General features: G+C 60.6%; 18 protein-coding genes and 1 pseudogene. 15 read left to right on the top strand and 4 right to left on the bottom strand.

The window, feature by feature from the left end; translation table 11 throughout:
- The first annotated feature begins 3 nt into the window (after positions 1-3).
- The 6 genes from J2045_RS07405 (at position 4) to J2045_RS07380 (ending at position 6,485) form a co-directional block, all read left to right on the top strand.
- Positions 4-486 (top strand): TRAP transporter small permease, encoded by a 483-nt coding sequence (locus J2045_RS07405; protein ID WP_307371095.1) that lies wholly within the window; start codon positions 4-6, stop codon positions 484-486.
- Positions 483-1,778, top strand: a complete 1,296-nt coding sequence (locus tag J2045_RS07400) for a TRAP transporter large permease (protein ID WP_307371093.1) — start codon at positions 483-485, stop codon at positions 1,776-1,778. Before J2045_RS07405 ends, J2045_RS07400 begins: the two co-directional genes overlap by 4 nt.
- A gap of 10 nt (positions 1,779-1,788) precedes the next feature.
- The gene (locus tag J2045_RS07395) at positions 1,789-2,256 is read left to right on the top strand and encodes a DUF3237 domain-containing protein (protein ID WP_307371091.1); all 468 of its coding nucleotides are present in this window, start codon (positions 1,789-1,791) and stop codon (positions 2,254-2,256) included.
- Positions 2,257-2,315: 59 nt separating this feature from the next.
- Positions 2,316-3,731, top strand: coding sequence for an aldehyde dehydrogenase family protein (locus J2045_RS07390; protein WP_307371088.1), 1,416 nt, complete (start codon positions 2,316-2,318; stop codon positions 3,729-3,731).
- Between the two features lie 25 nt (positions 3,732-3,756).
- The gene (locus J2045_RS07385) at positions 3,757-5,388 is read left to right on the top strand and encodes a thiamine pyrophosphate-dependent enzyme (protein WP_307371178.1); all 1,632 of its coding nucleotides are present in this window, start codon (positions 3,757-3,759) and stop codon (positions 5,386-5,388) included.
- Between the two features lie 95 nt (positions 5,389-5,483).
- Positions 5,484-6,485 (top strand): MBL fold metallo-hydrolase, encoded by a 1,002-nt coding sequence (locus J2045_RS07380; protein WP_307371086.1) that lies wholly within the window; start codon positions 5,484-5,486, stop codon positions 6,483-6,485.
- 115 nt (positions 6,486-6,600) lie between these two features.
- On the opposite strand, the gene J2045_RS07375 is transcribed toward J2045_RS07380, so the two are convergent.
- Positions 6,601-7,977: an FAD-binding oxidoreductase gene (locus J2045_RS07375; RefSeq protein ID WP_307371084.1), complete on the bottom strand. Its 1,377-nt coding sequence runs from the start codon at positions 7,975-7,977 to the stop codon at positions 6,601-6,603.
- A 191-nt stretch (positions 7,978-8,168) separates the two neighbouring features.
- Here J2045_RS07375 and J2045_RS07370 point away from each other — a divergent pair, with 191 nt between their 5' ends.
- Together J2045_RS07370 and J2045_RS23170 are read left to right on the top strand one after the other, a co-directional pair.
- On the top strand, positions 8,169-8,822 hold the full coding sequence (locus J2045_RS07370; protein ID WP_307371082.1) for a GntR family transcriptional regulator: 654 nt from the start codon (positions 8,169-8,171) through the stop codon (positions 8,820-8,822).
- Positions 8,823-8,892: 70 nt separating this feature from the next.
- A complete protein-coding gene (locus tag J2045_RS23170; RefSeq protein WP_370873021.1) occupies positions 8,893-9,171 on the top strand; it encodes a transposase in 279 nt (92 codons plus the stop codon).
- On the opposite strand, the gene J2045_RS23165 is transcribed toward J2045_RS23170, so the two are convergent.
- Positions 9,168-9,494 carry a hypothetical protein gene (locus J2045_RS23165; RefSeq protein ID WP_370873034.1) on the bottom strand — a complete coding sequence of 109 codons (327 nt, stop codon included), beginning with the start codon at positions 9,492-9,494 and terminating at the stop codon, positions 9,168-9,170. The genes J2045_RS23170 and J2045_RS23165 overlap by 4 nt on opposite strands.
- On the opposite strand from J2045_RS23165, the gene J2045_RS23160 reads away from it, so the two are divergent.
- Together J2045_RS23160 and J2045_RS23155 are read left to right on the top strand one after the other, a co-directional pair.
- Positions 9,391-9,609, top strand: a complete 219-nt coding sequence (locus J2045_RS23160; RefSeq protein ID WP_370873033.1) for a hypothetical protein — start codon at positions 9,391-9,393, stop codon at positions 9,607-9,609. The two genes, J2045_RS23165 and J2045_RS23160, sit on opposite strands and share 104 nt — an antisense overlap.
- A gap of 24 nt (positions 9,610-9,633) precedes the next feature.
- Positions 9,634-10,062, top strand: a complete 429-nt coding sequence (locus J2045_RS23155) for an integrase core domain-containing protein (RefSeq protein ID WP_370873020.1) — start codon at positions 9,634-9,636, stop codon at positions 10,060-10,062.
- A 29-nt stretch (positions 10,063-10,091) separates the two neighbouring features.
- Here J2045_RS23155 and J2045_RS07360 read toward each other — a convergent pair.
- Positions 10,092-10,364 (bottom strand): annotated as a pseudogene (locus tag J2045_RS07360) (ANTAR domain-containing response regulator); the annotation flags it as partial.
- Between the two features lie 73 nt (positions 10,365-10,437).
- The gene (locus J2045_RS07355) at positions 10,438-10,992 is read right to left on the bottom strand and encodes an RrF2 family transcriptional regulator (protein ID WP_307371081.1); all 555 of its coding nucleotides are present in this window, start codon (positions 10,990-10,992) and stop codon (positions 10,438-10,440) included.
- A 180-nt stretch (positions 10,993-11,172) separates the two neighbouring features.
- On the opposite strand from J2045_RS07355, the gene cydD reads away from it, so the two are divergent.
- The 5 genes from cydD (at position 11,173) to cydX (ending at position 17,543) form a co-directional block, all read left to right on the top strand.
- The gene (cydD, locus tag J2045_RS07350; protein ID WP_307371078.1) at positions 11,173-12,861 is read left to right on the top strand and encodes a thiol reductant ABC exporter subunit CydD; all 1,689 of its coding nucleotides are present in this window, start codon (positions 11,173-11,175) and stop codon (positions 12,859-12,861) included.
- Positions 12,858-14,510: an amino acid ABC transporter ATP-binding/permease protein gene (locus J2045_RS07345; protein ID WP_307371076.1), complete on the top strand. Its 1,653-nt coding sequence runs from the start codon at positions 12,858-12,860 to the stop codon at positions 14,508-14,510. The genes cydD and J2045_RS07345 overlap by 4 nt, the downstream gene beginning before the upstream one ends.
- Before the next feature lie 124 nt (positions 14,511-14,634).
- The gene (locus J2045_RS07340; RefSeq protein ID WP_307371074.1) at positions 14,635-16,236 is read left to right on the top strand and encodes a cytochrome ubiquinol oxidase subunit I; all 1,602 of its coding nucleotides are present in this window, start codon (positions 14,635-14,637) and stop codon (positions 16,234-16,236) included.
- Positions 16,237-16,241: 5 nt separating this feature from the next.
- The gene (cydB, locus tag J2045_RS07335) at positions 16,242-17,393 is read left to right on the top strand and encodes a cytochrome d ubiquinol oxidase subunit II (protein ID WP_307371072.1); all 1,152 of its coding nucleotides are present in this window, start codon (positions 16,242-16,244) and stop codon (positions 17,391-17,393) included.
- Positions 17,394-17,408: 15 nt separating this feature from the next.
- The gene (gene cydX / locus J2045_RS07330) at positions 17,409-17,543 is read left to right on the top strand and encodes a cytochrome bd-I oxidase subunit CydX (RefSeq protein WP_307371070.1); all 135 of its coding nucleotides are present in this window, start codon (positions 17,409-17,411) and stop codon (positions 17,541-17,543) included.
- Positions 17,544-17,598: the final 55 nt, after the last annotated feature.

Raw genomic sequence — 17,598 nt, 5'->3', positions numbered from 1 at the left:
AGAATGTTTGATCCCGTCTTCCGATATCTCGCTCTCGCTGGTGCCGGCTCGTTTGCTGTTGCCGCCTGCATTACAGTTGCCGACGTGGTCCTGCGCCAATTGGCCAGCGGCATTTTGGGCGCTGTAGACTATGTTCAGCTCTTCATCATGTCCGGTGCCTTTCTCGCCATGCCTTACGCATTCCGCGTCAACGCGCATGTGACGCTCGATCTGGTATCGGCATTGCTCCCGCCGCTGGGCGAACGGTTGCTGGCGATCGCAGCACTGATTCTGACGCTGGTATTCTGCGGGCTGTTGGCTTTCTACACCTGCATATCCACACTGGAGATGCTGGCCAGCAGCGACATCTCCATGAATATCGGACTTCCGATGTGGTTCTACTGGTCGCCTTTCGCACTGGGGATGTCGGGCTCCACACTGGCAATTGGTGTCAATATCGCCGACGCACTGATGCAGCCCATTCCCGGTCCGGGAGGTGTCGAATGAACGCTCCTGTCATTGGGCTTCTCGGTTTCCTTTGCGCGATGTTGCTTACTTTTGCCGGTGTCCCGGTGAGCGTGGCCATGGCCATCACCGGTGTGGCCGGATTTGCGCTGATTAACGGCACGGATGGAGCGATCTACGTTCTCAGCACGGCTCCTTTCGAGGCCGTCTTCCCGTATAGTCTCTCCGTCATTCCGCTATTCGTCGCGATGGGCGTGTTCTCCTCCCATGCGGGCCTGTCGTCGAGCCTGTTCGGTGCGATGAACCGGGTTTTCGGGCAGTTCCGCGGTGGGCTTGCCATGGCATCGGTCGGTGCCTGCGCCATATTTGGAGCCATCTGTGGTTCATCTTTGGCAACGGCGGCCACGATGGGGCGTATCGCCGTTCCGGAAATGATTCGTGCCGGCTACAGACCGAGCCTGGCCGGCGCGTCGGTGGCTGCGGCAGGCACGCTGGGCGTTCTCATTCCGCCATCCGTACTGATGGTCATCTACGCATTGCTGACGGAGAATTCGATTGGCCAACTGTTTGCCGCAGCCCTGATTCCCGGCCTTCTGGCGACCTTCCTCTATATCGCCGCTGTGGTCATTGCCGTCAGGATAAATCCGGAGCTTGCTCCGCGTGGCAACGGCAAGGATGGGCCCAAGGCCAAGCTCGATAAATCGGTCATGGCTGCCATCTCGCTTTTTGTCATTGTCATCGGCGGGCTCTATTCCGGGTTCTTCTCCGCCACGGAAGCCGCTGCCGTCGGGGCGTTCTCGGCGGTCGTTCTGGCCGCCCTGATGAAAACCTCGCGCAACAGCATGATCGATGCCTCGCTTGAGACAGCCAAGACCTCGGCCATGATGTTCATGATCTTGATCGGGGCAGCACTCTTCAACTTCTTCATCGAAGGCACAGGCCTTGCCACGCTGATCGGCGACTGGATCAGCCATTCCGGCCTACCTCCAACGGTGATCATGATCATGATCATCGTCTTCTATCTGATCCTCGGCTGCTTCATGGATTCGCTGTCCATGATCCTGCTGACCATCCCGATCGTCTATCCGATTGTCATTGGTCTCGGCTATGATCCTATCTGGTTTGGAATCATCATCGTTTCCGTCGCTGAAATCGGGCTGATCACGCCGCCGATCGGCATGAACCTATTCGTCGTTCAAAGTGTCGCACCACAGGTCAGTCAGAGACAGATGATCTTCGGTATCCTGCCGTTCATTCTGGCAGATGTGCTGCGGGTGTTCCTGTTCCTGGCTTTCCCCGCCATCGTTCTGTTCCTGCCGATGATGATGCGGTGAGGACGTGCCAATGATGCACAATCCGCCGCCTGTCCTGGAGCATGCCTGCGATCTCACCGTCGAACTCGGCCCCATCCGCGAGATGGGCCGGGGGCGTGATGGCATGCGGCGGATCGTGCCTGTTGTCGGCGGACAATTCGAGGGGCCTCTGCTCAACGGCCATGTGCTTGGCATTGGTGCCGACTGGCAGACCGGTTGGGCGGATGGTCTGTCGGAACTCGACACGCGCTACGGGCTGGAAACCCATGACGGAGCGGTGATCGAGATCCGCAATTACGGCTATCGCCATGGCCCGCCGGAGGTGCTTGCAGCATTGGCGCGTGGCGAGGCCGTCGATCCATCATCCTACTACATGCGAACGCAGGCGCGGCTGGAAACCGGCGATGACCGCTACCGCTGGGTCAATCGCACCCTCTTCATAGGCAATGGCCGGCGTCTCGCCTCGGCGGTCGTCGTCTCGCTTTTTGCTCTGCGGTAACTGGCACCGGTTTTTGACCTGTCTGCCCAATGCCGCCCGTCTATTTTGGGAGAATGACCATGACCTATCACCTCTACATTGCCGGAAAGCCGGTCTCGACGGCCCAGAGCTTTGATGTGATCAATCCGGCAACCGGCGCAGTTCTCGCCGCATGCCCGCTGGGCACGCCTGAAGATGTCGATGCCGCAGTTTCGGCGGCCAAGGCGGCGTTTCCCCTCTGGTCCGGCCTTGCCGATGAGGCACGCAGGGACGCGCTCGGGCGGCTTGCCGATCTGATCGAGGCCAATAGCGCCGAGCTTGCCGCTCTCGTGACGGCCGAACAGGGCAAGCCGCAATCAGGCCCCGGCGCGCCGTTCGAGCTTGGTGGTTGCGTCGCCTGGACGCGCGTGACGCAGGCGCTCGATCTGCCGGTGGAAGCCCTGATCGATACGGTCGAGGAGCGCGTGGAACTCCACCGCGTGCCGCTTGGCGTGGTGGCCTCGATCACGCCGTGGAACTGGCCGCTGATGATTGCCATCTGGCACATCATGCCGGCTCTCCGTTCCGGCTGCACCGTGGTGATGAAGCCATCGCCCTTTACACCGCTCTCGACGCTCAGGCTTGTGCAGTTGATCCACGAGGCGGGCATCCTGCCGCCGGGCGTGCTGAATGTCGTGACCGGTGATGCGGATGTCGGTGACCGCATTTCCAGCCATCCCGATATCGCCAAGATCGCCTTTACCGGGTCCACAGCCACTGGCCGTCGCATCATGGAGCGCGCCGGCGCGACGCTGAAGCGCCTGACGCTGGAACTTGGCGGCAATGACGCAGGCATTATCCTACCTGGCACGGACATCTCAAAGCTGATGGATCCGCTGTTCTGGGGCATTTTCATCAATGCCGGGCAGACCTGCTCCTGCTTGAAACGCCTCTATGTGCATGACGACGATTACGACGCGGTGGCAAGCGCTCTTGCCGCCTATGTCTCAAGCATTCCCGTCGGCAACGGCGCAGACCCCAGCACGCTGATCGGCCCGCTGTCCAATCGCATGCAATATGACAAGGTCTGCGCCCTGGTGGAGGATGCGCGGGAAAAAGGCGCCCGTATCCTGACCGGAGGCATGCCGAGCGTTGGTCCCGGCTACATCTACCCGCTGACGGTGATAGCGGATGCCACGCCAGATATGCGCATTGTTGCCGAGGAGCAGTTCGGGCCGGTTATCCCGCTCATCCGCTATCATGATCTCGAAGAGGCCATCACGGCTGCCAACGGGCTGGAGGTTGGGCTTGGCGCCAGTGTGTGGGGTAATGATCCCGCGCAGGCAGCAGCCGTGGCAAAGCGTCTGGAAGCCGGCACGCGCTGGGTCAACCGACACGGCGTGCTGAACCCGACCGTGCCGATGGGCGGCGTCAAGCAGTCGGGCATCGGCGTTGAATTCGGATCGGAAGGTTTGAAGGAATATACCAGCGTCCAGATCCTCAGCATTGCAAAGTAAGCGCCCGATTGTAGGGCAAGGAGATATCATGGCCAGACTGACAACCGGAGACCTGATGGCCAGGTCGTTGATTGCCAATGGTGTGGATACCGTGTTCGGCATCCCCGGCGCGCATATGTATGATTTCAACGATGCGCTGGCACGCGAGGGTGACAAGATCCGCTTCATCCACACCCGGCATGAGCAGGGCGCCGGCTATATGGCCTATGGCTATGCCAAATCCACCGGTCGCACGGGTGTCTATACGGTCGTGCCGGGGCCGGGGCTTCTGAATTCTGGCGCGGCCCTCTGCACGGCTTACGGCGGCAATGCGCCGGTGCTTTGCGTCACCGGCAATATCATGTCACATCTCATCGGCCAGGGTCGCGGCCAGTTGCATGAACTGCCTGATCATCTGGGCACGCTGCGCGGCCTGACGAAATGGGCCGAGCGGATCAATCACCCCAGCGAGGCAAGCGAGGTGATGCGCCAGGCGTTTTCCGTCATGCATTCCGGGCGCAAACGTCCCGTCGGCGTGGAAGCGCCCTGGGATGTGTTCGGCATGAGCATTGAGGCGGATGAGCCTGTTGCCGCCGAACCTCTGGCGCCGCCGCGTCCGGATCCGGATCTGGTGGAAAAGGCCGCGCAGATGATCGCCGGCGCCAAAAACCCGCTGATCATGGTCGGTTCCGGCGCGATCGATGCAAGTGCCGAGGTTCTGCGGCTGGCTGAACTGCTGCAGGCGCCGGTGACCGCCCATCGCAGCGGCAAGGGCATTGTCAGCGATGACAATGATTTGGCGATGATGCCGCCGGCCGCCTGGAAATTTTGGCCGCAATGCGATCTCCTGATCGGCATCGGCAGCCGGCTGGAGCTTCAGTATTTTCGCTGGCGCTGGTTCCCCAAGGGGCTGAAGGTGCTGCGGATGGATATCGATCCGACCGAAATGGTGCGCCTGAAGCCGGATCTCGGGCTGGTGACGGATTCCAAGGCCGGGCTCGAAGCCCTCATCACAGCGCTGGAACCCAAGCTTGCCAAGCGCGAAAGCCGCACGGGTGAATATCGCGCGCTGAAGCATGAGGCTGAGGAAGCGCTGGCGACCGTGCAGCCGCAGGAGGGCTATCTGAAGGCCATTCGCCGCGCGCTGCCGCGCGACGGCTTCTTTGTTGAGGAAGTCTCGCAGGTGGGTTTCACCGCCCGCATGTGCTTTCCGGTCTATGAGCCGCGCCAGTATGTGACCTGCGGTTATCAGGACAATCTCGGTTTCGGCTTCAACACGGCGCTGGGCGTCAAGGTGGCGCATCCCGACAAGGCGGTCGTTTCCGTCTCCGGCGATGGAGGCTTCCTGTTCGGCGTGCAGGAACTGGCAACAGCGCGGCAATTCGGCATCAATGTCGTTGCTGTCGTGTTCAACAACAATGCCTATGGTAATGTGCGACGCGACCAGCAACAGGTCTATGGAAACCGGCTGCTGGGTGCCGACCTCGTCAATCCAGATTTCGTCGCGCTGGGCCAGAGCTTCGGTGTCGAATCCGTCCGGGTGGATACGCGGGAGAGCCTTGAGGCCGCGATCGTCACAGCCCTTGCCTCCAATGCGCCGGCGCTGATCGAAGTGCCCGTACCCACAGGCAGCGATACCTCGCCCTGGCCGTTCATCCACCCGGCGCCGCCGGTATGACAGCAATGGCAGGAACAGCGGCGAAGATCTCATTTCAACCAAGACGATAGGAGAAAACCATGTTTTTAGGCCGCAGGAATCCAAAATCATCTTTCTTGGCTGAAGAAGTCACGGCGTCTCGCCGACAATTCCTGAAAGCGATGTGTGCATGCTGCGCCGTCCTCGCGGCCGACCTGCCGAGCGCCTTTGCGACGACCAGCGAAATGGAGGCGCACCTGGATGCGGCCAAGCAGGCCGCAGGCAGTGATCTCGTCACCTATCTGCGTCTTGCCGATCAGGCAGCCCCCATCTCCGGCCTGCCGCCGGTGTCCCCCCAGGAGCTGATGGCTCTGCCGACACCCGAGCCGGGCAAGGTCTTCGACAATCTCTATTTCGTCGGCAATAGCTGGGTCAGCTGCTGGGCGATCACCACATCCGATGGCATCATCCTGATCGACGCCATGGATAATGATGCGGAGGCGCAGTCCATTGTCATCGAGGGTCTTCAGAAGGTCGGCCTCGATCCGTCTTCCATCAAGACAATCATCATTACCCACGGTCATGGCGATCACTACGGTGGCGCCAACTACCTGAAGAACCAGTATGGATGCAGCATTGTGATGGGCGAGCCCGACTGGAAGATGCTGGAGACCGCACTGGACTTCGATACGCCGGATTGGGGCCGCCCACCGGTTCGGGATGTTTCGGTTGAAGACGGCAGCGTTGTCACCCTCGGTGACACAAAGATCGATATTCTCGTGACCCCCGGCCATACCCCCGGCACGATTACACTGGTCTTCGGCGTCAAGGACGCTGACAAGACCCATCGCGCCATGCTCTGGGGCGGAACGGCTTTCAACTTCGCCCGGCGGGATGACCGCATCGAGCGGCTGCAGACCTATATCGACGCCACCGAGCGCGTGCGGACGCTGGCGAAAGAGCAGGCGGTTTCGGTCTTCATCTCTAACCACGATCTCTATGATGGCGCCGTGGCCAAGTTGGCACAGATGAAGACGGGGGGCGATAATCCCTTCGTTGTCGGCAATGAGACCACGCTGCGGGCGCTGACGGTGATGAACGAATGCGCCAAGGCGACGATGATCGCCTGGAAGGCCTGAAGCCATCGCATGGGCAAAATGAAAGACCGACCGGAGGTGCAGCCTCCGGTCGGTCTTGTTTGTGAGTGGCGTCGGTGCCGGCGAGACGGGGCAACAGAGCAGGATATATTGAGTCTCAGACGAGCATCTTGCCCGGGTTCATGATGTTCTGTGGGTCGAGCGCCTGCTTGATCGCCCGCATCATGGCCAGTTGCGACGGCTCCTTGCGGGCCCTCAGAAGCTCGGCCTTGCTCTGGCCGATCCCGTGCTCGGCGCTGAAGGAGCCTTTCAGTTCCGCCAGAAGGTCGAAGGCGAATTCCTTCATTGCTTCCAGCGGCAGGCCATCCCACTTGGCTGGATCGGCGGCGGCCAGGGCATAATGCAGGTTGCCGTCGCCGAGATGGCCGATCGTCAGCGGGCGAAAACCAAGCTCTGTAGCCTTCTCGTCCATGATACGGACAAAGTCGGCAACGCGCGACAGCGGCAGCGCCACATCCAGATGATAGGCCGGGCCATCGGCATTGATCGATTCCAGGACGGATTCGCGCAGCTTCCACAGGTCGTTGCGCTGGCCTTCCGATGTGGCGAACATGGCGTCCAGGACGAGCCCGCTCTCCATCAGATCGGCAAGCGCCATAATCAGGCCTTCCTGCAATGCCTTGCCGCCGTCGCTCGCCTCAGCCGCATCATCTGTGCGGCTGGACGCAACCTCGAGCAGAATGCCGACATTGGCAGGTTCGGACAACGGCGCGCGGATCTGCGGAAAGTGCCGCAGGATCACCTCGACGACCGGCTGCGGCACATATTCGAAGGCCTCGACGGTGTTGCCCAGCCGGTCCTGAACGATGTTGAGTATCTCGAGTGCTGCCGAAAGCGAGGCGACCGAAAGAAAGGCGGTGGCGCGAACCTTTGGCTGCGGATAGAGCTTGACGACAGCGCCGGTGATGATGCCGAGCGTGCCTTCCGCGCCGATCAGCAGGTTCTTGAGATCATAGCCGGTATTGTCCTTGCGAAGACCGGTCAGGCCGTTGAGGATACTTCCGTCGGCGAGCACCGCCTCGATACCGAGGCACAGATCACGTGTATTGCCATAGCGCACGACATTCGATCCGCCGGCATTGGTCGACAGATTGCCGCCGATCATGGCGCTGCCACGGGCACCGAACATCAGGGGAAAGATGAGGTCATGCTCTTCGACGGCGTTCTGGAGGGCCTCGAGAACGACGCCGGCATCCACCGTGGCGGTGCGGGCGTCCCGGTCAATGGCGCGGACGCGGTTCATGCGGGATAGGGACAGTATGATCGATGGCCGGCTATCGATCGGTACGCTCCCGCCGCAGATGCCGGTGTTGCCGCTTTGCGGAACGATGGCGATCCCCTGTTGGGCGCAAAGAGTTACGATTTGAGCCACCTCCTCCGCCGCAGCCGGCCGCACAACCGCAAGCGCATCGCCGCGATACTTTCCGGTCCAATCGGTTGTGTAAGTTGCGGTAGACGGTTGGTCGGTCAACACATTACTGTTTCCCACGACGCGCCGACAGGCGTCCAGGAGTTCGCGGTGAGGTAAGGGAATGGTACTTGTCAGACCGACGGATGTCATGAATAGCCTCTTGAGCCGACCTTGGTTGTCCGGCAGATTACAGCGCGTTTTGTAGCATGTTACATGGCAGTTTTGCTGTCAAGGGAAGCCCGTCGGGCGGAGGAATGATGAAGGCCATCCAGATCCCGAAATCACTGATCGAGGAGACGATCACGCGCATCCGTGACGCAATCCTGACCGGGGAACTACCACTGGGCTCTAAGCTGTCCGAACAGAGGCTCGCCGACATGCTGGGCGTCAGCCGCTCACCCGTTGCACAGGCCCTGGCCGTCCTGAAGACGGAGGGCTTGGTGGAGGTCTATCCGAAGCGGGGAAGCTTTGTGTACATGCCCGACGCCCGCACCGTGAGCGAGCTCTGCGAATATCGGGCTATTCTGGAAACCGCAGCTCTGCAGTTGTCGCTGGAACGCCAGTCGCCGCTGTTGCTCACCAGCATGCGTGCGTCGGTGGAAGCAATGGAAGGTGCATTGCAGGCCAAGGATCTGCAGGCCTATTCCCGTCATGACATGGCGTTTCACCTCGCATTCCTCAGCCATTGCGACAACAGGCAGCTGGAATCGGCCTACAGCCGATCGATCAGCACGGTCATCGGCGTCCGGACCCATGTCTTCATGTCAGGCAGTCCGCATCCCATGCGGTCCATGGACGAACACCGGCAAATCCTTGCAGCCTGTGAGGCTGGCGATCCACAAGCAGCGTGTCGCCTTCTGGAGATCCATATCCATCATCTCGATAAGGACTTCATCAACATGGGCTGAAGGAGTGGCCTGCCCCCTGAAAAGTGGTCCTTTTTGAAGTATGGCTTACGAGCCGAAGAAGGACATTGAAATGGCAGCGAAAAGACACAAGGCAGAAGAGATCGTCACGAAGCTTCGTCAGGTTGACGTGCTGAATGCACATGGCAAATCGATAGCGGAGGCGATCCGGTCGATAGGCGTGACGGAAGTTACATATTACCGCTGGCGGGCAGAATACGGTGGCCTGAAGGGCGATCAGGTGAAGCGTCTGAAGGAATTGGAGACCGAGAACGCTCGCCTCCGCCGGGCAGTTTCTGATCTGACCTTGGACAAGATGATCCTTGCGGAGGCGGCCAGGGAAAACTTCTAAGCCCCGCCCGCCGCCGTGCCTGTGTTGACCATGTCACTGCAGAATTTGGTGTGTCCGAACGACGGGCATGCCGGGTTCTCGGCCAGCATCGTTCCACACAGCGCAAAGTCGCAAAGATACCAGATGACGAAGCGGCATTGACCGCCGACATCACGGCGCTCGCCATCCAATATGGCCGCTTTGGATATCACCGCGATGATGCACCAGGCAGGTTGGATCGTGAACGTCAAACGGGTCGAGCGGATATGGCGACGGGAGGGGCTGAAGGTTCCATCCAAGCAGCCCAAGCGTGGTCGGCCCTGGCTGACCGACAGCTCATGCATCCGGCTTCGGCCGGAGTACCCCAACCATGTCTGGTCCTACGATTTTGTCGAGGACCGGACCCATAATGGAAAGAAAATCCGCATGCCCGCGACAAACGCTTCGCGTTTGCGCTGACGTGATCGACGAGTTCACGGGAGAATGCATCGCCATCAGGGTCGACAGAAGGCTGTCGACGTGATCGATGTGCTCTCCGATCTCTTCATTCTGCGCGGCATTCCTGCGCATGTTCGTTGCGATAACGGCCCTGAGTTCATCGCCAAAGCTTTGAGGGAGTGGATTACGCTGGTCGGTGCCAAGACGGCCTACATCATGCCGGGCAGCCCGTGGGAAAACGGCTATTGCGAAAGCTTCAACTCGAAGCTCCGGGATGAGCTGCTCAATGGAGAAATCTTCTACACGCTCAAGGAGGCAAAGATCATTATCGAGGGTTGGCGGCAGCACTACAACACCGTTCGTCCGCACTCGTCACTGAACGACAAGCCACCCGCACCTGAAGCCACCGTGTGGCCGCGCCAGAACGGACCTGATTCAACGCCAGCAGTGGCGGACAGACCAAGCATGGACTAACATTAAACCCGGATCACCCAATGGGGGCAGGCCACGCTGTCGGAGCGATCGACGAACATTGCGATGGGTCGGCTGACTGTGCGGGTTAGCTGGAACAGATGCTCCATCATGTCGCGGTTCGGGTTCTCGATATCGATGATGATGACGTCCGGAGCAAGCGTCTCGATTGTCCTTGCGATACCCTGTACCTCGAGTGCAACGGTGACATGCCTGTGTCCCGCCTCTCGCAAGCCGTCCTCGATGATTGCCGCGCGAACGGCATTTCCATCAATCGCGAGAATTGTGAGGTCGAGGTGATTCATGCGCGATTGATGACGCAATGCAGCAGTATTGGCAAACAATAAGCCTAATAAATAAGCTGAGGAAGGGGTAGCGCTAATTTTGTGCAATTCCGCTATTGGGGACTTGCCCCGGGCCATCGACATTGGCCAAGTCACCCCCAAGGACGGGCAGTGTCAAGCGAGCAGTCGCGGCGCACGCTGGCGTTCTTATCCCTGGGGAAGCTAGCGTCAGCATCTCCGACAAGCCGTTATTGCCAGTCACAAGATCCGACAGATGAACGCGATCGAGAGACCGGTAGAAGGCTTCCACAGCATCGGAGATGGCCCCACGCAGCCAGCATACCGAAACCAGCGGGCAGGTATTGTCTTTGCCGAAACATTCGGCAAACGGCATGTCGGCCTCGAACAGGCGGAAGACTGCACCGATGTTGATGAGATGTGCCGATCGCATCAGTCGCATGCCGCCATGGCGGCCCCGCGTCGCATCGATGAACTCGTTGTGCGACAGGATCCGGATCACTTGGGCCAGATGGTTCTCGGAGGCATTGCAGGCATTCGCGACGTCCATCTTGCGGACTGTCCGGCCATTGTTGACCGCACAATACATCAAAGCCCTGAGGGCGAGATTGGTTCGAAGCGTGATGCGCAAGATATCTTATCCAAGACGAGACCCGATATTGCCTTGTATCGCATGCTGTTTTGATCGGCGGTTTGATCCAGGTCAGTTGCATGCGATCTGGCGGAATTGATTTGGATCATATCCGGGAGGCGGCCCGATCGGCAAAAGATGTAAGCATGGTACATCTTTGCGGAGCAGGCATCAGTGAGAATGACGAATAGACCGGCCCCGCGGGCCGTGACGGCTCTCGACAGCATTGTCGAGCCGGCCAAGGCTCCGCTACGGGAAGCAGTGATCCTCTCGCTAGGCGCCAGTTTTCTCGTTCTGCCCCAGGCGGCTGCCGTTGCTTGGCTGCTCGGCGTCCTGATTGCTAGGACGGCCTCGCTAAACGATGTGCTGATCACTGCGTTGGTCTTCGTCCTGACCGGGTTCCTGCGTCATGGGCTGGAGCAGATGGCCGGTCGCCTGGCCTTTGGCCTGGGCCAGCAGATCGTCCGGGACTGGCGCAACCGCATCGTCGGTCGCCAGTCCATAACCACGATGACGGCAATTGACCGCAGGGCTTCGGCCTCGATTGCCACGCTGGCGGGACCGGGCCTCGACCAGCTCATTCCCTGGTTCACCCGCTACAGGCTTGCGGAAATGCGCGTTCTCGTAGTTCCAATCGTCCTATTGGTCGTGCTCCTGCCCATCTCCTGGATCACCAGCCTCATTCTCCTCGTCACCGGGCCGCTCATTCCCATGTTCATGGCCTTGATCGGGTTTGCCGCGCGTGATGCGACAGAACGGCAGCTTTCCGAGTCGCTCTCACTGAACAGCGCCGTGCTTGAATGGCTCAATGCAGCTGCCGATCTGCGTCTGCTCGATGCGGCGCCACGCGTGATTGAGGCCTTTAGCGAGTCGGCGGAGCGTTTGCGGTCGAAGACATTAGCCGTGCTGCGGATTGCATTCCTGTCATCGAGCGTGCTGGAGCTTTTTGCCGCACTCGGGGTAGCGCTCGTGGCTGTCTATGTCGGCTTTTCCCTGTTGGGAACCTTGTCGTTCGGCACATGGGGGGCACCGATGACGCCCGCAGAAGGAATTTTCATCCTGCTGCTCGTGCCCGAATTTTTCCAGCCGCTTCGCGATCTTGCTGCTGCCTGGCATGATCGCGCCGCCGCCAATGCGGTGGCCGAGGAGGCCGTGAAGCTCGAGGTGGCATCAGCCTCGACTCTGCTCGGACTTGGATCAAAGGTGCCCGCTCTCCCCGGCATGCTGACGATCGAGGCTCGCGACCTCTCGGTTTCCGCAGTCATCGGGCAGGTCCTGCACTTTCCCGATTTTCACGTGGGCGTGGGGGAGCGTGTTGCTCTGACGGGGCCGAGTGGTGCGGGCAAGACGACGCTTCTAGCCCTTCTCGCCGGCCTTCTGAGACCCGACAGTGGCCAGATCAAGGTGTGCGGCGTTCCACTCGATGACGATCACGCCGACGCCTGGCGCGGTCGTCTTTCCTATACGGGCCAGTTCCCGCATCTCTTTCAGGCAAGTGTACGGGCCAATATCGGGCTGAAACAACGGCAGCCGGATCGGGCCGGAGTGGCAGCAGCAATCAAGGACGCTGGTATATCCGACCTAATACAGTCCTTGCCGCGCGGCGATCTGACGAGGCTGGGTGAGGTCGGAGCGGGCGTGTCTGGAGGCGAAGCCCGTCGTTTGATGCTCGCCCGCGCCTTTCACGCCGAAGCCGACCTCTTGCTCGCCGACGAACCGACCGCCGATCTTGATGATGAAACGACCGACCGGATCGTCGCGACGCTGCTGTCTCTGGCCGACAGAGGCACGACCCTGATCATCGCCAGCCACGACGAGAGGCTTCTCAGGCACATGGATCGCCGCATCGTTCTGGGAGCCGGGACATGAGGAGATTAGTCGGCATTGCGCGTCATCTTTGGTCGCGAAGGCTCCGGTCTCTCATTCTCGGAACGAGCCTTTCCGTTGCCGTCCTTGCAGCAGGCATGGCGCTTCTTGGGTTGTCGGGCTGGTTCATTACCGCGGCCGGTGCGGCTGGCGTCGCTGGTGCAGGCTTGACCTTCGATGTGTTTCGACCGAGTGCGGGCGTTCGTTTCCTCGCCCTCGGGCGTGCCGCGACCCGATACGGGGAAAGGCTCGCCACGCATGATGCCACGTTGAGGGTGCTCGCCGACCTGCGGGTCGATCTCCTGCGGTCTTTCATGAAGCGGCCGATACGCGACCTCATGCGAATGAGGGGCTCCGAGCGATTGCAGCAGTTCACCGCCGATGTCGATGCGCTCGATGGGCTGGCCCTGCGGCTCATGATGCCGATCGCCGCCGCTACCATTGTGCTCGTGCTTGCCTGCCTCCTGATCTGGTACCTAGTCAGCCTCGAGACGGCGGCATGGATCGGCGGCAGCTTCCTTCTGTTTGCTCTTGTGGCTGCAGTCTATGTCGTCGGCCGGGCGCGTCGGCCGTCCCGACGGGTTCACAGGGCCCTGTGGGCCTTGCGGATGCGCCTGATCGATCTCCTCAGGGGGCAGGTGGATCTCGCAGTAGCGGGACGTCTGGAACTGGCCCGACAGCAGGTGATGGAGGCCGGAACCCGCCTGCAGACAGCGCAGGCTGAGCTCGACCGGCTGGAGCGGCGAGCCGCATTCCTGATTGGATCAGGGACCATGCTGGCGGCCGGCGGAGCTTTGGTTCTGGGTGGGTTCGCCGCCGTCTCCGGTCATCTTGCGCCGGAACTGGCCGCACTTGCCTTCTTCGCTGCGCTTGGGATTGGTGAACTGGCCACGCCGCTCACCCGCGGGCTGGCGGAACTGGGCAAGATGTCTGACGCTGCTGGGCGCCTGGCACCATCTCTGCAGGAGGCAACGGCGGCGCCAGCCTGCATCGCCGCCGCCACAGAGCCCGGTTCCCTTGCGTTGCCTCTTTCGATGGAGGGCGTTGCCATGAGACGTGGCGATCATTCCCTGTTCGGCGATCTCCGGCTGGCTGTGGCCGAAGGAGAAACGGTAGCGATCACAGGGCCGAGCGGTGCCGGCAAGACCACCCTCCTTGATATTGCAGCCGGCCTTCTGGTGCCTGCCAGAGGTACGGCGCGCATCCTAGGACAAATAAGTCCTGATCTCCCTGAAGCACAACGCTTTCGGGTGCTCGGCTACCTCACGCAGCGATCCAGTCTGGTCAGTGGTACGGTGGCCGAGAATCTGCGCCTGGCCGCTCCCGATGCGGACGATGCCAGCTTGCATGAGGTGATCGAAGCTTTGCGCCTGGGCGACGCTCTCCATGGGCGTGGAGGCCTCTCCACCCGGTTGGGAGAGGGTGGTCTTGGTCTGTCCGGGGGGGAGACGCGGCGTCTCGCCCTGGCACGCCTTCTCCTGAGAAAGCCCCAGATCCTGCTGCTGGATGAGGTGACCGAGGGCCTCGATCGAGAGACCGCAATCGAGGTTCTCCAGGCGACACGGAGGCTCCTGCCGCATGCGGCGATCCTGATGGCGTCGCATCGGATCGAAGAGGTCGCATTTGCCCATCGGGTCCTGCGCATGCCGTGACCTGCGACACAACGGCGCAAAAGTGTATAAAGAATACACCTTATTGACCTCGATCAATACGCGCGGCGCTCTGATCGTCTAAACATATGAGCACTTCTATGTTTCTATAGGCGAGACCATCACCATGGATATTGACGTCGTCGAGCTGTCACGACTGCAATTTGCAATGACAGCTATGTATCATTTCCTATTCGTACCCCTGACACTGGGGCTTTCCATCATCGTCGCGATCATGGAGACGGTCTACGTGATGACCGATCGACCGATCTGGCGCCAAATGACCAAGTTCTGGGGCACGCTGTTCGGCATCAACTTTGTCCTCGGTGTCGCAACCGGTATCACGATGGAGTTTCAGTTCGGCATGAACTGGAGCTACTACAGCCACTATGTCGGGGACATCTTCGGCGCCCCGCTCGCGATCGAGGGGCTGATGGCCTTCTTCCTCGAAGCGACCTTTGTCGGCCTTTTCTTCTTCGGTTGGGACAGGTTGTCCAAGCGGGCGCATCTGATGGTCGCCTGGCTGGTGGCGATCGGTTCCAACTTCTCCGCGCTCTGGATTCTTATCGCCAACGGTTGGATGCAGAACCCGGTGGGAGCCGAGTTTAACCCGATGTCCATGCGCATGGAGATGACGTCCTTCTTCGATGTCATGTTCAACGAGGTGGCGCAGGCCAAGTTCGTACACACGGTCTCGGCTGGCTATGTGACGGCATCCGTCTTCGTGCTCGGTGTCTCCGCCTGGTATCTCCTGAAGGGCCGTCATACCGAACTCGCACGACGTTCGATTGCTGTCGCTGCCTCCTTCGGTCTCGCGTCTGCTCTCTCGGTGGTCGTTCTCGGCGACGAATCCGGTTACTCCGTTACCCATTCGCAGAAGATGAAACTGGCAGCGATCGAAGGCATGTGGGAAACCCAGCCGGCGCCGGCAGCATTCACGCTGGTCGGTTTTCCGGATCAGGAAGCCCGCGAAACGCACTATGCCCTGCATGTGCCATACGTTATGGGCCTCATCGGCACCCGCTCCCTGACCCACGAGATCCCGGGGATCGCCGACCTGGTCGACCAGGCGCAGGAGCGGATCCGCTCCGGCATAGTCGCCTATGATGCGATGATGACCTACCGCGCAACCAAGGGGAACGTCTCGCCGGACGTCGCGGCGACCTTCGAGGCCCACAGCAAGGACCTCGGCTTTGCCCTCCTGCTCAAGCGCTACGTCGACGATCCGCGTCAGGCAAGCGAAGCGCAGATCGCTCAGGCTGCCGAAGACACGGTACCTACTGTCTGGCCGCTGTTCTGGGCCTTCCGTCTGATGGTCGCACTGGGCTTCGCCTTTATCGCGGTCATGGTCTGGTTCTTCTGGATGGCCTCCTTCCGCAACATGCAGTTTCCCCGCTATGCCCTGTGGTTGGCTGTCGCAATCATTCCCGCGCCGTGGATCGCCGCAGAACTGGGATGGTTCGTCGCCGAGTTCGGGCGTCAGCCCTGGACTGTGGACGGTGTCTTGCCCACGGCCTTGTCGGCCTCCAATCTCTCGGTCACCGACCTCCTGATCACCCTGGCCGGCTTCGTTCTCTTCTACACGGTGCTCTTCATCATCGAGATGGGGCTGATGTTGAAATACATCCGCAAGGGCCCGCATCTCGATGGACCGGAAACCGATGACTGGCAACGGCGTCACCGTGAGCGCCTTCTTGGCCAGCCCACCTATTCCCAAGCTGCGGAGTAATTCCCATGATCCTTCATGAACTCATGGATTTCGAAATCCTGCGTGTCGTCTGGTGGCTGCTGCTCGGCGTTCTGCTCACGGGCTTCGCCCTGACCGACGGTTTCGACCTCGGCGTCGGAACGCTGCTCCCCTTTGTCGGTCGGACCGACGTCGAGCGCCGCGTTGCCATCAACACGGTCGGTCCGGTATGGGAGGGAAATCAGGTTTGGTTCATCCTCGGCGGAGGCGCCATCTTCGCAGCCTGGCCCCCTCTCTATGCCGTCAGCTTCTCCGGATTCTATCTGGCGATGTTCGCGGTGCTCGCGGCCCTCATCCTGCGACCGGTCGGCTTCAAGTACCGCTCCAAGCGCGAAAGTGTGGCCTGGCGCAATGGCTGGGACTGGGCTCTGTTTGTAGGTGGCGCTGTGCCTGCCTTGATCTTCGGCGTCGCCATGGGCAACGTCCTGCAGGGTGTTCCTTTCCGCTTCAACGAAGACCTGATGATCTTCTATGATGGCAGTTTCTTCGGCCTTCTGAATCCCTTCGCGCTGCTTGCCGGTGTCGTCTCGCTCGCAATGCTGGTCATGCATGGGGCTGCCTGGTTGCAGCTGAAGGCAGATGGAGCGGTTCGCGACCGAGCTCGCGCCATCGGCTCTGTTGCGGCCCTCGTCACGATCGTCGCCTATGCAGTTGCCGGGATCTGGCTCGCCTTTGGTCTCCAGGGTTACGGCCTGGTTGGTCCCGTGGTCACGGACGGTCCGTCAAATCCGCTGCTTGGCGAGACGGTGCGGACCGCCAGCTGGTACGCAGCCTATGCCGACCGGCCCTGGATTGCCGTTGCTCCAGCGATTGCATTCATCGGTGCCGGTCTCACCTATTTCGGCCTGCGTGCGGGGCGGGACGTGGCGACGCTCCTGTTTTCGAAGCTGGCCATAACCGGCATTGTCTCGTCTGTCGGCCTGACGATGTTCCCGCTCATTCTTCCGTCCTCGATCGACCCGAAGTCGTCTCTGACGGTCTGGAACGCATCGTCCTCGCATCAGACGCTTTTCGTCATGCTGGTTGCCACGGTGATCTTCATGCCGCTCATCCTGGCTTACACCGCCTGGGTCTACAAGGTCCTCTGGGGCAAGGTGACACCCGAGGCGATCAATGACAACGAAAGCACCGTCTACTGACAAGGAGACATGATCATGTGGTATTTTGCCTGGCTGCTCGGCCTTCCACTCGCCGCACTCTTCGCCGTCGTCAACGCCATGTGGCTTGAGATGCAGGAAGACCGTCGAATGATGGCCGCTGAAACAGGACAGGATGAGATGCAGCCCTGATCCAAGGGCTCGTCGAACGGAATCAGCCCTAGCCGACCACGTTGCCTCATCCCCC

Origin of the sequence: Peteryoungia aggregata LMG 23059 (assembly GCF_030814435.1) — a bacterium.
In the GTDB taxonomy this organism is placed as follows: Bacteria; Pseudomonadota; Alphaproteobacteria; order Rhizobiales; family Rhizobiaceae; genus Allorhizobium; species Allorhizobium aggregatum.
Note: the sequence above shows the minus strand (reverse complement) of the source record. Positions and strands in the feature narration are given on the sequence as shown.